Source organism: Pantoea septica, from assembly GCF_002095575.1.
Lineage (GTDB): Bacteria > Pseudomonadota > Gammaproteobacteria > Enterobacterales > Enterobacteriaceae > Pantoea > Pantoea septica.
The window spans coordinates 24,609-38,026 of record NZ_MLJJ01000039.1 but is presented as its reverse complement, the minus strand read 5'-3'; the positions used below and the strand labels follow the sequence as shown (position 1 = coordinate 38,026).

Genomic DNA, 13,418 nt, shown 5'->3' with positions numbered 1-13,418 from the left:
GACCCCCACCATGTCAAGGTGGTGCTCTAACCAACTGAGCTACGGACGCACTTGGTGCGCTCTAATGGACTCGAACCATCGACCCCCACCATGTCAAGGTGGTGCTCTAACCAACTGAGCTAAGAGCGCAACACGCTGTCAGGGCGACAGCGGGGACGAATATTAACGACACGCCGCAACGCTGGCAAGGGGAAAAACGCTTTTTTAGTGCTGACTGACCAGCAACTGCGCTATGCGTCGTTTTTTTAGACGTAGCAGGACGTTAAAGACGCGGCGCGAAGCGCAGGAGAGAGAAGTCGAAGCCCATCTCTCTCCTGCAACCCTCTCTCTTAGCGTGCCGCACGCGCAAGGATCACCTGCGCGGGCAGCTGTTGCAGGCGGCGAATGCGCCACAGCATCATAATCGCCGCCGAGGTCAGGCCTATAATAAACCCGCACCAGAAGCCCGCCGGACCCATACGCGGCACCACCCAGTCGGTCATCGCCAGCGTATAGCCGCTGGGCAGCCCCAGCAGCCAGTAGGCGATAAAGGTAATAAAGAAGATCGAGCGCGTATCTTTATAGCCGCGCAGAATGCCGCTGCCGATAACCTGAATCGAATCGGAGAACTGGTAGATCGCCGCCAGCATCATCAGCTGCGCCGCCAGCGCGACCACTTCCGGGTTGTCGTTATAGAGCAGGGCAATCTGATGGCGGAAGGTCACGGTCAGCAGGGCGGTTATCGCCACCATACAGACGCCGACGCCCTGCGCGGTCCAGGCCGCGACGCGCGCCTGCTCAGCCGAGCCCTGACCCAGCCGGTAGCCGACACGAATAGTGGTGGCGACGCCAAGCGACAGCGGCAGCACGAACATCAGCGAGCTGAAGTTCAGCGCGATTTGATGGCCCGCAACGTCGACGATGCCCAGCGGCGACACCATCAGCGCCACCACGGCAAACAGCGTCACCTCGAAAAAGAGCGCCAGCGCCACCGGCAGGCCGAGCGAAAAGAGACGCTGCAGCACGGCGCGCGACGGCGGCGACCAGCGAGAGCGCATGCGGATATCGCGCATGCCGCCCATGCGGCGCACCCACAGCCGCATCACCAGGAACATCACCCAGTACACCGAACCTGTCGCCACGCCGCAGCCCACGCCGCCCAGCGCCGGCATGCCGAAGTGGCCGTAGATAAAGATCCAGTTGAGCGGAATATTGACCAGCAGGCCGATAAAGCCCATCACCATGCCGGGTTTGGTTTTCGACAGGCCTTCGCACTGGTTGCGCATCACCTGGAAGAAGAGGTAGCCGGGCGCGCCCCAGAGCAGGGCATGAAGATAGCCTTCCGCCTTTAGCGCCAGCTGTTCGTCGATATCCTGCATGGCGCGAATGACGTAACCGGCGTTCCACAGCACCACCATAATCAGAATGGCGACGAAGAAGGCCAGCCAGTAAGCCTGGCGAACCTGTTCAGCGATACGTTCGCGGCGGCCGGAGCCGTTGAGTTGCGCTACGGTTGGCGTCAATGCAAGCAGAAGACCATGGCCGAATAAAATGGCCGGAAGCCAGATAGAGGTGCCGACTGCGACGGCGGCCATATCCGTGGCGCTAACCGCGCCGGCCATGATGGTATCTACAAATCCCATTGCGGTCTGCGCCACCTGAGCAAGGATGACCGGAATCGCAAGGGCAAGCAATTGACGCGCTTCTGTTAAATACTTCTGCACGTTAACACCTGTTAAAAAAGAAAAGGGGGAATGATCCCGGAGAAATGCGCGGTTAGTGTAGCGGCATTAACGGGATTCACCAAGTTTTGTCATGCTGTGCGTTATATTGCGGCCGTAAAGCGGGCGCGACGCGGAAATAATATCCGCGCGCTAAGCTGTGGTAAGCTAGAGCAAACTTCGCAGAGGCCAAAACTATGTTTACCGGAATTGTGCAGGGCACCGCAAAGATTGTGTCCATTGAAGAAAAAGATCTGTTTCGCACCCATGTCGCAGAGCTGCCGGAAGAGCTGTTGCCGGGGCTGGCGCTGGGCGCATCGGTGGCGCATAACGGCTGCTGTCTGACGGTGACGGCCATTGAAGGCAACCGCGTCAGTTTCGATCTGATTAAAGAAACGCTGCGCGTCACCAATTTAGGCGACCTGCAGGAAGGCGACGTTGTCAATATTGAACGCGCGGCGAAATTCAGCGATGAGATCGGCGGCCACCTGATGTCTGGCCATATTATGACCACTGCGGAAATCTGTAAAATTATCCAGTCGGAAAATAACCGCGAAGTCTGGTTTAAAATTCAGGATCCGGCGCAGATGAAATATATTCTGCATAAAGGCTTCGTCGGTATTGACGGCATTAGCCTGACCGTGGGGGAAGTGACCAAAAGCAAATTCTGCGTCTATTTAATCCCGGAAACCCTGGAGCGCACTACGCTTGGCGCGAAGAAGCTGGGACATCGTGTCAATATCGAGATCGATCCGCACACTCAGGCGATCGTCGATACCGTCGAGCGCGTGCTGGCGCAGCGCGAAGCTGCCGCTCTGCGTCCGGACGTCGAATAAGCATAAAAAAGGCGCTCCAGGCGCCTTATTCAACAGAGCGGCTTAGCGCGCGACGCGCAGGCCGCCTTCTACGCCGCGGCTAAAAACCACCTGCCACAGCTGAATATCGCGAGCGCGAAAGGCGCCGGCGCAGGCGTTGAGATAATAGCTGAACATGCGTTTAAACCGCTCGCCGTACTTTTCGGCCAGCTGCGGCCACGCCTGCAGGAAGCGCTCATACCAGGCCATCAGCGTCGTGTCGTAATCGGCGCCGAAATTATGCCAGTCTTCCAGAATGAAATGCGACTCGCTGGCGTCCGCGATATGGCGCACCGACGGCAGACAGCCGTTGGGGAAAATATATTTATCAATCCAGGGATCGACATTCATATCGGTGCGGATGGCGCCGATGGTATGCAGCAGGAACAGTCCGTCCGGCTTGAGGTTGCGGTCCACCACGTCGAAGTAGGTGGCGTAGTTTTTCGGGCCAACATGCTCGAACATGCCCACCGAAACGATACGATCAAACTGCTGATTAAGATCGCGATAATCCTGCAGCAGAATAGTGACGTCCAGTCCTTCGCAGCGCTGCTGCGCTAGCTTCTGCTGCTCTGCCGAGATGGTAACGCCGTGCACCACCGCGCCGTAGTGGCGCGCGGCATACTCCGCCAGGCCGCCCCAGCCGCAGCCGATGTCCAGCAGCGTCATGCCCGGCTCCAGCTGCAGTTTGCGGCAGATCATATCCAGCTTCGCTTCCTGCGCCTGCTTCAGCGTCTCGGCCTCTTTCCAGTAGCCGCAGGAGTATTGCATATAGGGATCGAGCATCAGCGAGAAGAGGTCGTTCCCGAGATCGTAATGCTCTTTGCCCACGATCCATGCGCGTTTTTTCGACTGTAGGTTGGTGAGACGCGCGGCGGCCACGCGCAGCGTATCTTTGAAGTGGTGCGGCAACTGCTGGTCCAGCTTGTGCTTCAGCACGCGGTGAAAAAACATATCCAGCCGTTCGCACTCCCACCAGCCATCCATATAAGCTTCGCCAAGACCAAGTGAGCCTTCCTGAATCACGCGCTTAAAAAAGTCAGGCTTTTTAACCTGAATATCCCAGGGGCGGCTGCCGTTGATTTCGATGTCCGCTTTTTCCAGCATTTCGTGGACAATGCGATACCAGTGGTTTTCTTCAAGGCTCACTTCTTCTATTAACGATGAACTCATAGCTTCTCCATCACCTGTCCGCGTTGAACCTGAGAAAAAGAATAGTCAATTTCTCAAGCCTGTGAGAAATGTCACGGATTGCTCCGTGCGCCTGATATCCGACGTTTTACAGAGGATTGGATCTGAAAATCGTTGTCTGACGCAGCAGGAAACGCGCGCGCAGACACCATCCGGGCGATAAGCTTCGCCTAATAATAAAACAATTATGTTATTGATTTTTTGCAGATTTATTGACCTGTTCGAGTATATGCTCAACCAGGTCAGTATTCAACGACTTATTGTTAGTCAGCTAACTATAAAAGTTGCCTTAGTGATTATCCTGGCAGGGAGTGGTAACGCGGACAATATCCATTTGTGCGCTGGCGCGTCGCTGCCAGACGTAGCCCGCTATCGCCAGCGCGATAGTGGTCACCATAATCAGCGTAGTCATCAGCAGCGGCTGTTGTAAACCTGCGGAGACCGCCAGGCTAGCAAGGAAGCAAAGACCGAGCTGCAGAGTATTCTGCAGCGCCGCGGCTTTACCGGTGGCGTGCGGGAACGGCAGCAGCGCATTCGACACCACGATCGGGTAAATGGCGCCGTTCGCCAACGCCATGCCGCAGAAGGGCGCAAGCAGGGCGATCAGATTGTGGCTTCCGGTAAGCGCCACGGCGAACAACGTCGCCACGCTCAGGCTGTAAAGCGCCAGCAGCAAGGGGAGAAGCTTCGCGCCGGCAAAGCGGTTGAGCAGCGCGCGGCAGCCAAATCCGCCCAGCAAAAAGGCGATGGTTTGCGGAATATAGCTGAGGCCGATATCCGCCGGCGTCAGGCCCGCGTCAGCGAGAATAAAAGGTGAACCGGTCAGCCAGGCGAAAAAGCTGGCGGAACAGGCGGCATAGATCAACACGTTGCCGCCATAGACGCCGGAGCGCAGCAGCGAGAAAAAGCCCGGCTGATCGCCCGCCTCTTTCGCCGTCGGGCGGTTGGCGGGCAGGCGCAGCGTGACCAGCATCAGCGCCACGCCGGTCAGCGTCAGCACCAGAAAGATTGAGCGCCAGTGAAAATGGCTAATCAGCCAGGCACCAAGCAGCGGTGCCAGCGCGGGCGAAAGCGCCACCAGCGGCATGATGGTGGCGAACACCTTATTGGCGCGCGCGCGCGGATAGCGATCCACCACCAGGGCCTGCCAGCTCACCGCCGCGGCGCAGACGCCGATCGCCTGAACAAAGCGCAGCGCCAGCATCAGCACTGCATTTTCCACCCACAGCATGCCGGCGCAGCCGAGCGCGAACAGCCCCAGCCCCATCAGCAGAACCGGTTTGCGGCCGATGCGGTCGGAGAGCGGGCCCCAGAAAAGCTGACCGATGGCGAAGCCCGCCAGGAACAGACTCATACTGGCGCTGATAATGCCGGGCGAGGTATTGAAGCTGATCTGCATCGCGCCAAAGGCGGGAAGATACATATCGGTCGCCAGAAAGCCCAGCATGCTGAGCAGGGCGAGGTAGGGCATAAATCCTTTTGATGACAGCATGGTTTTTAATCTCATATTTCGTCAGGCAGGTTAAACGCGGCAAAGTGTAAAAGGGTGCGCCTGCCGCTGTGAAACGTTAATATTTGCAGAGTGCTGTGAAAATTTTTGAAAGGAAAAAGCATGTGGTCCGAATATGCGCTTGAAGTGGTAGACGCCGTAGCGCGCACCGGCAGTTTCAGCGCCGCCGCGCAGGAGCTGCATCGCGTGCCCTCTGCCGTCAGCTATACGGTGCGCCAGCTGGAAACCTGGCTGGCGGTGCCGCTGTTCGAACGGCAGCATCGCGACGTGGCGTTGACCGCCGCTGGCGAGCATTTCGTGCGCGAAGGCCGCGAGGTTATCAAAAAAATGCTCGCCACGCGCAGACAGTGTCAGCAGCTGGCGAACGGCTGGCGCGGGCAGCTCAGCATCGCGGTCGATCGCATCGTGAAGCTGCCGCGTAGCCGCCAGCTGGTGACCGACTTCTATCGCCACTTTCCCGATATGGAGCTGCACATCAGCTATGAGGTATTTAACGGCGTCTGGGACGCGCTGGCCGACGGACGCGTCGACGTGGCGATCGGCGCCACCCAGGCGATCCCGGTTGGCGGACGCTTCGCCTTTCGCGATATGGGCGCGCTGAACTGGCGCTGCGTCGTGGCGCGCCACCATCCGCTGACGCAGCAGCCGCAGCTCGACGACGACGCGCTGCGCGCCTGGCCGTCGCTGGTGCTGGAGGATACCTCGCGCGCGCTGCCGCGGCGCATGACCTGGACGCTGGATAACCAGCGGCGTCTGGTGGTGCCGGACTGGCAGGCGGGGCTGGCGTGCGTGCTGGATGGCTTGTGCGTGGCGATGATGCCGGGCCATCTGGCGCGTCCGCTGCTGGATAAGGGCGAGCTGGCGGAGCTGACGCTGCCTGCGCCCTTTCCGGAAAGTCCCTGCTGCGTGAGCTGGTCCGAAGCACGCGCATCGCCGGCGCTTAGCTGGCTGCTCAGCTATCTCGGCGATGCGCAAACGCTCAATCAGGAGTGGTTGAGCGAGGATTAACGGCGGTAGTCGCGGAACGGGCCGTCGCCGACCGAGCGGCGTTCGATCAGCGTGGGATGCACTTCGATGGTCTGCGACACTTCGCGTTTGCTGGTGATGCGATCCAGCAGCATCTCCAGCGCCTTCTCGCCCAGCTGGGCTTTAGGCTGATGCACGGTGGTCAGCGCCGGAGTGAAGTAGCGCGCGTTGCGCACGTTGTCATAGCCGATCACCGAAATATCCTGCGGCACGCGCAGTCCCATCTCGTCGGCGGCGCAGATGGCGCCCATCGCCATAATATCGCCGCCGCAGAAGATTGCCGTCGGGCGCTGCTTCTGCTGCAGGATCTGCTGCATCGCCTGATAGCCCGATTCCGGCTCGAAGTCGCCCTGTACGATCCACTCGGGACGCACCGCGATGCCCGCTTCCCCCAGCGCTTTCAAAAAGCCCGCATGGCGTCCGCCGCCGGTGTTGCGCTCCAGCTGGCCGGGAATGGCGCCAATATCGCGGTGACCGCGTTCAATCAGGTAGCGTCCCGCCAGATAGCCGCCCTGGAAAGCGTTATCGAGCACGGTGTCGGTAAAGTCGCCGCGCGATTCGCCCCAGTCCATCACCACCATCGGAATATTGCGGTTCTCTTCCAGCATCTTAAGCAAATCGTCCGGGTACTCGGAGCACATCACCAACAGGCCGTCGACGCGCTTCTGCGCCATCATCGACAGATAGGCGCGCTGCTTCTGCAGATCGTTATGAGCGTTGCCGAGAATTAAGGTATAGCCGCGCTCGAAGCAGTGGTGCTCGACCGCCTCGATGATTTCCGCAAAATAGGGCGCTTCGCTGGAGGTGGCAAGCAGCCCCAGCGTTTTGGTGTGATTGACCTTCAGGCTGCGCGCCACGGCGCTGGGCGAATAGTGCAGCTCCTGAATTGCCTGCCAGACGGCGTTACGCGTCTCTTCCGCCACAAAACGCGTTTTGTTGATGACGTGAGAAACGGTGGTGGTAGAAACACCAGCACGTTTCGCTACATCTTTAATTGTTGCCATTGAACAGTCACTCCAGGGCTTTCAATAACCCTTTGATAAATAATTAGTTAAACGATTGCGTCCGCACGGCTGTTTACTATCGCTTTGTTTACCGCCATGCATGGAGGTTCTGGCAGGGTAAAAAGACATAAAACCTTGCGTACGGAGCAGCGCTACGCGACGTTGCGCAACGAAAGAGGGGGATTCTAACAAGGCGGGGCGGATAAAACGAGATCTTTACCCTTGTTCAGCGCAGATGGGGTCGATGTGCGCTATAGCGATGGTCGTTGCGCAAAGCGAAAAAGCCTGCAATGTAAGGGAATTTTAACTTGCGCTATATATTTAAAATAGATATTAAAATTAAATAAATACATCCACCTGCCTTACGGATAAAGAGAATTTTTCTAAAGTTGTTAGCGTCAAAAAAAGAGTATTTAAAGGAAAAATTTTAATTGAAAATAATGCAGGAGGAGTGGTAACTTTTTTTTCATCGCAAATGTGGCGGCTATTCAGGTTTGCTGATCTCGCAGGAGGTAAAACACTTATGGTTTGTTAAATTAACAGCCGACCGTAAAGTTTTTCACCAGGAATGGGTAGAGTTCTGCCTGTATGCGGCTCAATGATATTTTATTAAATCTGAGTAAGTAGTCGAAATATTAATTGGTTTAAAAAAATAACTACACATCGAACAGGCTGCTTCCCGGCGCGGAGGTCAGTAAATAAAAGTAATACCCTGAAAAGAGGACTGAAATAATATGAAATTAACCCATGAGAAAATGAAAGGCCCTGGCAAGGTTTTGGCCACAGTATTACTGGCTGCGCTCCCTTTTTCTTCAGCGATGGCCATAGAAAAAATGGGGGGGACAATATCCTTTAGTGGTAGCGTCGTGACAACTACCTGCGCCATTAGCAGCGACAGCTCTAATATTTCCGTTGATTTGGGACAGGTCCAGGCTTCAATGCTCTCCTCTGCAAATAGTGAAGCTCAGAATAAAAAACACTTTTCTATCATGCTTGAAGGGTGTGAGGCTCAGTCGACGTCAGGGGTATCCGTGGTATTTAGCGGAACGGCTGACAAGAATGATCCAAGCAGTCTTGCTACAGGTCAGAATGGCAACAGTGCGCAGAACGTCGTGATCCGTATCTATGACGAAACAGGTCAACAAATTGCCCTGAACACTGAATCTTCAAAGATTTTGTTAAAAGAAGGGACTAATAAGCTCAATTTTAGCGCGCAGTTTGCCTCCCCACTTGGTGACGCGACAGCGGGTGATGCCAGCGCCACCGCAACCTATACGCTGGTTTATTCATAATAGTTGCAGCCCGGTCTGCGGGCCGGGCGAGCCGGGAGATTGTCATGTCAAGCTGGAGAATTACGCTAGCAGCAGCCCTCACATTAGTCTCATCACTGGCCTGGGGGGGCGGAGTAGGATTGAGCGCTACTCGCATCATCTTCCCCAGCACAGTTGTACACGCTGCGCTGGGCGTACGTAACACCGCCACTGATACAGCGTGGTTGATACAGTCCTGGATTGAAGATGAAAAGGGAACGCGAACGAAAGATTTTATCATTACGCCGCCTCTTTTTCTTATGAATCCCAAGAGTGAAAATATTTTACGCATACTTATTAACCGTCACAGACTACCGGAAGATCGTGAGTCGCTTTATTGGGTGACGGTTAAAGCCATTCCGCAAATGAAAGAAGAAGGGGGATCAAATTCATTGCAGTTTGCTGCTGCAAGCCGTATTAAGCTTTTTTACCGGCCTGAAAGTCTTAATAAAGAGGCGGCTGATGCATGGCGAAAGATAAACTTTAAAAAAGAGCATGGTAAGGTGATTGTTAGTAACTCTACGCCTTTTTTTATTACGCTTGTTAATATCCGACTTGATGATAAGCCTGTCCCCAGTGTGATGGTGACGCCAAATAGCAGTGCTACGTTATCTGCTAACAAGGGACAAACAAAAAAAGTCAGCTTCCAAACAATTAATGACTATGGTGCATTGACGGATAAAACAACGATCCTGCTTTAAAATTGCTTCGATAGGTTAAAAAAGATACCGTGAAAATTAACTATCTGAGTTTTTCAATCGCAATAATGCTGCCTTGGTTTTATCAATCAGCGCTTGCTGAGATGAAATTCAATCCGCAATTTTTAAGCGATGATAATGCCAGGGATGTCGATCTTTCATGGATCGCCAGGGGAAGCGAAATCCCACCGGGTCAGTATAACCTCAGCGTTTATCTTAACCGGTCTTATCTTTTTACCGACCTGATTACGCTCGACTATCCTGCTGGCTCTAAGAAGCCGGAGCTCTGCTTCAGTGAACAACAGATAAAGTCATTAGGGATGATCTCCAGCGAGAAGCACGACATGCCACCGCGAGCCTGTTACTTTCTCTCTCAACGCATTCCAGGCGTAAAAAGCGAGGTAGATGTACGCACGCTTTCGGCCCAGTTAACCATAGCGCAGCGTAATCTGAAAACGCAGCCCCGGGGGTATATCGATCCGCACAGCTGGGATAACGGCATCCCCAGCGTCATGCTGAACTACATCCTGAATGGCTCTTATAGTCATTATGCCGACAGTGAACAGGCGAATAACCAGCGACTATTTATTGGCCTAAACAGCTCGGTCAATTTGGGAGGGTGGCGGCTGCATGATACCAGTACCTGGGCGGCACACAGTAGTGAGAGGCTAAGTCATGTCCGCAGCTGGGCGCAGCGGGATATGTCCGACTTACAGGCGCAGTTTAAGGTGGGCGAAACCTTCGCGTCGCCACAAATTTTCGATCCTGTTGGCTTGACTGGTATGACGCTAGAAAGCGACGAAAGTATGCTTCCCACCAGCCAGCGCGGCTATGCCCCGGAGGTACGAGGAATTGCGGAAGATAACGCCACTGTGACCGTCCGGCAGAATGGTGCCATTATTTACCAGAATACAGTTCCGCAGGGCGAGTTTGTTTTTAAAGATCTTTTCCCGATCGCCTCCGGTGGCGATCTACAGGTGCAGATCGCTGAAGAAAATGGTCGCGTCAGTGAATTCACCGTGCCTTTTGCCAGCGTCCCTAACCTGGTCCGGCCGGGTCAAATACGATACTCGTTGGCAGCAGGCCGCTATCGCAGTGGCTCAAACCAGGATAATCCCCTGTTTTTTCAGGGTGAAATATTTTATGGCTGGGATCACGGCCTGACCTTTTACAGCGGTACCCAGATGGCCAATCGCTATCAGGCGCTGGCAGGCGGATTAGGACAGAACCTCGGAATGCTGGGTGCCTACTCTGTTGATGCTATTCAGGCGCGCAGTCTTCTGGCCGATGACCATATCTATCAAGGTAGCTCTGTTCGGCTGCGTTACAGTAAATTGTTGAACAATGCGAGTACACTACTTAATTTTTATGCCTGGCGCTTTTCGACGCAGCGATTTTACACCCTGAGTGATACCACTTATCAGGGACTCTGGGGAGGCAGTTCAGCGAAGGGCGATCTGAATGGAGAGGAGCGCTTTGACAGCCGTTACGATTTACGACTGGCGCGCAAGTCAAAAAATCAGCTGATGCTATCGCATAATATGGGATCGTTAGGGTCGCTCTCACTTTCCTGGAACCGCCAGACCTACTGGCACAGTGCCAGGGTAACTGAAGGTATTAATGGTGCCTGGAACAACTCATGGGGGGATCTCTCCTGGGGGATAAGCTTTCAGCATAACACCACGTTGTTTGATCACCGTAAAGATAACGTCTTTGCGTTGTCACTGTCATTACCGCTGGGAGAGCGCGCAGATAGCCGCCGCGTAAATTATAGCATGACGCACTCCGCCTCTTCTGGCTTTAGCCAGGGGATAGGCATCGGCGGCTATCTGCCGCAGCAGCCTGAGTTATATTACAACGTAAGCCAGCACTACAGCCGCCAACAGCAGGTTGGTGGCGATGTAGCTTTACAGTATAAAAACGCAGTTGGCAATTATCATGCCAGTTACAGCTATGCCCGGAAGTCTCGCACCCTCAGCTACGGCACAAGTGGCGGGATGGTGCTGCATGAGGATGGTCTGACCTTAAGCCAGCCGCTGGGCGAAACCAATATACTGGTTAAAGCGCCGGGAGCGGCGCATGTGGCTATCCGCAACCACCGTGGCCTCGAAACGGATAGTCGCGGCTATGCGGTTATTCCTTACGCCTCACCTTACCAGGTTAATCGGGTTGAGCTGGATGTCAACACTCTGAGTCCAGAGACGGAGCTGAAAAATCCCGTGGCGAGTACCCTTCCCGGCGGTGGCGCTATGACGCGCGTAGAATTCTCTACGCAGATTGGAAAGAAGGCAATGCTGTATCTCAACTATAAACAGGGACAGGTTCCGTTTGGTGCCACAGCAAGTCTGGTTGGAGAAAATCTGAACAGCAGTATCGTCGGGGACAGCGGCGGCCTCTATATGTCGGGTCTGCCACAGCAGGGGGAGCTTAATGTGCGCTGGGGAAAAGGCGCACAGCAGAGCTGTAAAGCCAGTTATCGGCTTGATAAAGCGTTCTACAATGCAAGGAGCGGGCTCTATTCACAGGAGGTGACATGTTTATGAGGAGGAGCACGATTCTGGTCACGGCAGCCTGGCTGTCGCTGCTAAGCAGCCATGCGCTCGGCTATGACACATTGATCAGAGTCACAGGTTCAGTGCGAGTTAACAGCTGCGTTGTCGCAGCCGACTCGATTAATCTCAATGTCCCAATGGGTACGGTACAGGCTAGCGATCTTTATGCGCCGGACAGTCAGAGGCCGCAGACGCCTTTTGTGCTGAACCTCGAAAACTGCGGTGTCGCTTTTAGCGGCGCGAAAATACGTTTTACGGCGCAGAAAGATGAGAACGACCCCACATTGATTCGCATTGACCCGTCGGGAGCGACAGGAGTTGGCATTCAGTTGCTGGACGAAGAGGGTAACCGCCTGGCTGTGGGCGAACAGACGGCAGCGAAAGGACGTGCCGGTGACGATCGGGTTGCAATAAATTTTTTCGCCCGCCTGGCGGCAACGGGCGCGCCGCTCAAAGCCGGGCCAGTATCTGCAAGTGTAGTCTGGAATGTGGAATATCAGTAAACGCGATTTGACTGAATTTGTTATGCTAAGGAGCTGTAACCGTGCATCATAAGAGTTGTATTAAAGCGGTCATTGGCCTGGGCGCGCTGGCGCTGTCAACCGCATTTTCTAACGCACAAGGTTCAGAGTTCAAACAAAATTTAATATTGAAGCCGCAGAATATCACTTATACCGGTGCGGCAGACACAATCGCACTGGAGCCAAATTTAACTTACGACGCTGTGGTTGAAAATATCTATTGTGGATGGTGGGAAACGTGCTCTAGTGGCACCGTCCAGGCGGCCAGCAGCGCTATACCGACTAACCTGACGCTGAGGAGAGGTCAGAACTATTGCCGCGTTTACCAGGCAGGCATTCCCGGCATCGGCTATATTTTACAAGTTAAAGATCAAGGCGCCCCGGACAATGAATATCAGTGCCTGTCAGAGAACATTTTGAAGACCTATCCTTTTAGCAGCGGCTCTACAAATCCGGCGAATCTAGGCTGGTCAGCTAAATTAGAGTTTGTTAAAACGAATGAGCGTTTGCAGCCAGGCTCTCGCTCGACACCAAGGCTTACAGCTGCGGTTATGACCGGCACTTCTTCATCATCATCTGCGACTGCCAGTATTATTATCGAACCGACCACCTTTGACATAAGGGCAAGAAGCTGCACAGTTTTAACACCGCAAAGCCAGGTTGATTTAGGCGAGATCGATGCGCGTGATCTGCCAACCGAAGGGAGCCTCTCTGCAGCTGTCTCTTTCCAGATTGGGTTAAAATGTGAAAGTGGTGTGGAGCTAAAAATGGTGATGACCGATCAGAGCAAGCCAGGCAATTACTCGTCTACAGTGTCTCTGACGCAAGATTCCAGCGCTGATGGCGTCGGCGTCCAGTTTAGCAGCTACGGGCAGCCGGTGATGCTGGGGCCGGATAGCAGCACCCCCGGAACGCTTAATCAGCGCTATATAACAACCTTTAACAAGGCAGAGACGATAATGCTGCCATTTGAGGCGAGATATGTGCGTACCGGTAATATCAAACCGGGTTCAGCTAACGCGCTGGCCAGCATCACTTTTTCTTACCAGTAG

11 protein-coding genes and 1 tRNA gene are annotated in these 13,418 nt (G+C 54.5%); 7 read left to right on the top strand and 5 right to left on the bottom strand.

Translation table 11 applies throughout. The annotated features are described in order from the left end of the window. Positions 1–52 precede the first annotated feature (52 nt). Together HA46_RS17430 and HA46_RS17425 are read right to left on the bottom strand one after the other, a co-directional pair. Positions 53–129: transfer RNA gene (locus HA46_RS17430), tRNA-Val, on the bottom strand. A gap of 200 nt (positions 130–329) precedes the next feature. After that, positions 330–1,703, bottom strand: a complete 1,374-nt coding sequence (locus HA46_RS17425) for an MATE family efflux transporter (protein ID WP_033789829.1) — start codon at positions 1,701–1,703, stop codon at positions 330–332. Positions 1,704–1,897: 194 nt separating this feature from the next. Between HA46_RS17425 and HA46_RS17420 the strand changes: the two genes are divergently transcribed. Beyond that, entirely contained in the window at positions 1,898–2,536 is a 639-nt protein-coding gene (locus HA46_RS17420) for a riboflavin synthase (protein ID WP_033789831.1), read from the top strand. 42 nt (positions 2,537–2,578) lie between these two features. Here HA46_RS17420 and cfa read toward each other — a convergent pair whose 3' ends face one another. Both cfa and punC read right to left on the bottom strand, forming a co-directional pair. Next, positions 2,579–3,727, bottom strand: a complete 1,149-nt coding sequence (gene cfa, locus HA46_RS17415) for a cyclopropane fatty acyl phospholipid synthase (RefSeq protein ID WP_084885720.1) — start codon at positions 3,725–3,727, stop codon at positions 2,579–2,581. Positions 3,728–4,034: 307 nt separating this feature from the next. After that, entirely contained in the window at positions 4,035–5,237 is a 1,203-nt protein-coding gene (gene punC, locus HA46_RS17410) for a purine nucleoside transporter PunC (protein WP_084885726.1), read from the bottom strand. 120 nt (positions 5,238–5,357) lie between these two features. On the opposite strand from punC, the gene punR reads away from it, so the two are divergent. After that, positions 5,358–6,263, top strand: coding sequence for a DNA-binding transcriptional activator PunR (punR, locus tag HA46_RS17405; protein ID WP_033789834.1), 906 nt, complete (start codon positions 5,358–5,360; stop codon positions 6,261–6,263). Here punR and purR read toward each other — a convergent pair. Continuing rightward, a complete protein-coding gene (purR, locus tag HA46_RS17400; RefSeq protein ID WP_084885717.1) occupies positions 6,260–7,285 on the bottom strand; it encodes an HTH-type transcriptional repressor PurR in 1,026 nt (341 codons plus the stop codon). The genes punR and purR overlap by 4 nt on opposite strands. 734 nt (positions 7,286–8,019) lie before the next feature. On the opposite strand from purR, the gene HA46_RS17395 reads away from it, so the two are divergent. From HA46_RS17395 to HA46_RS17375, 5 genes are read left to right on the top strand one after another with little or no spacing between them, the layout of a single operon-like run. Continuing rightward, positions 8,020–8,577 (top strand): fimbrial protein, encoded by a 558-nt coding sequence (locus HA46_RS17395; protein WP_143807657.1) that lies wholly within the window; start codon positions 8,020–8,022, stop codon positions 8,575–8,577. 44 nt (positions 8,578–8,621) lie between these two features. Further along, complete coding sequence (locus HA46_RS17390; protein WP_143807656.1) at positions 8,622–9,296, top strand: fimbrial biogenesis chaperone; 675 nt, start codon at positions 8,622–8,624, stop codon at positions 9,294–9,296. A 29-nt stretch (positions 9,297–9,325) separates the two neighbouring features. After that, entirely contained in the window at positions 9,326–11,836 is a 2,511-nt protein-coding gene (locus HA46_RS17385; RefSeq protein WP_244277536.1) for a fimbria/pilus outer membrane usher protein, read from the top strand. Next, positions 11,827–12,348, top strand: a complete 522-nt coding sequence (locus HA46_RS17380; protein WP_084885710.1) for a fimbrial protein — start codon at positions 11,827–11,829, stop codon at positions 12,346–12,348. Before HA46_RS17385 ends, HA46_RS17380 begins: the two co-directional genes overlap by 10 nt. A 41-nt stretch (positions 12,349–12,389) precedes the next feature. After that, positions 12,390–13,418: a fimbrial protein gene (locus tag HA46_RS17375; RefSeq protein WP_084885707.1), complete on the top strand. Its 1,029-nt coding sequence runs from the start codon at positions 12,390–12,392 to the stop codon at positions 13,416–13,418.